We start from the raw sequence: 240 nt of genomic DNA, 5'->3' as shown, positions 1-240 counted from the left end.
GTCGCACTGGATGCCTGTCGCCAGCTTGTCTACGGCGACCCCTGCCACCTAGACGGGGTTCGCGTCCTCGGAGTCGATGAACATGTATGGAAACACACCAGAAAACCAGGTCAGGCATCAAACCTGGTGACCATACTTGTTGACCTCACCCCGCTGGTGGACGGGCGTGGGCCTGCTCGTTTGTTAGACATGCGACCGGGCAGATCCGCCCACGTGCTCAGCGGGTGGCTTAAAGAGCGC

Annotated in this window: 1 pseudogene; it reads left to right on the top strand. The window is 60.4% G+C overall.

The features are described 5' to 3' along the window. Window positions 1-240: pseudogene (locus tag QP363_RS13485) on the top strand (ISL3 family transposase); the annotation flags it as partial.

Origin of the sequence: Corynebacterium sp. UMB6689, assembly GCF_030215295.1 — a bacterium.
Classification (GTDB): Bacteria; Actinomycetota; Actinomycetes; order Mycobacteriales; family Mycobacteriaceae; genus Corynebacterium; species Corynebacterium aurimucosum.
This window is presented reverse-complemented; position numbering and strand designations above follow the sequence as displayed.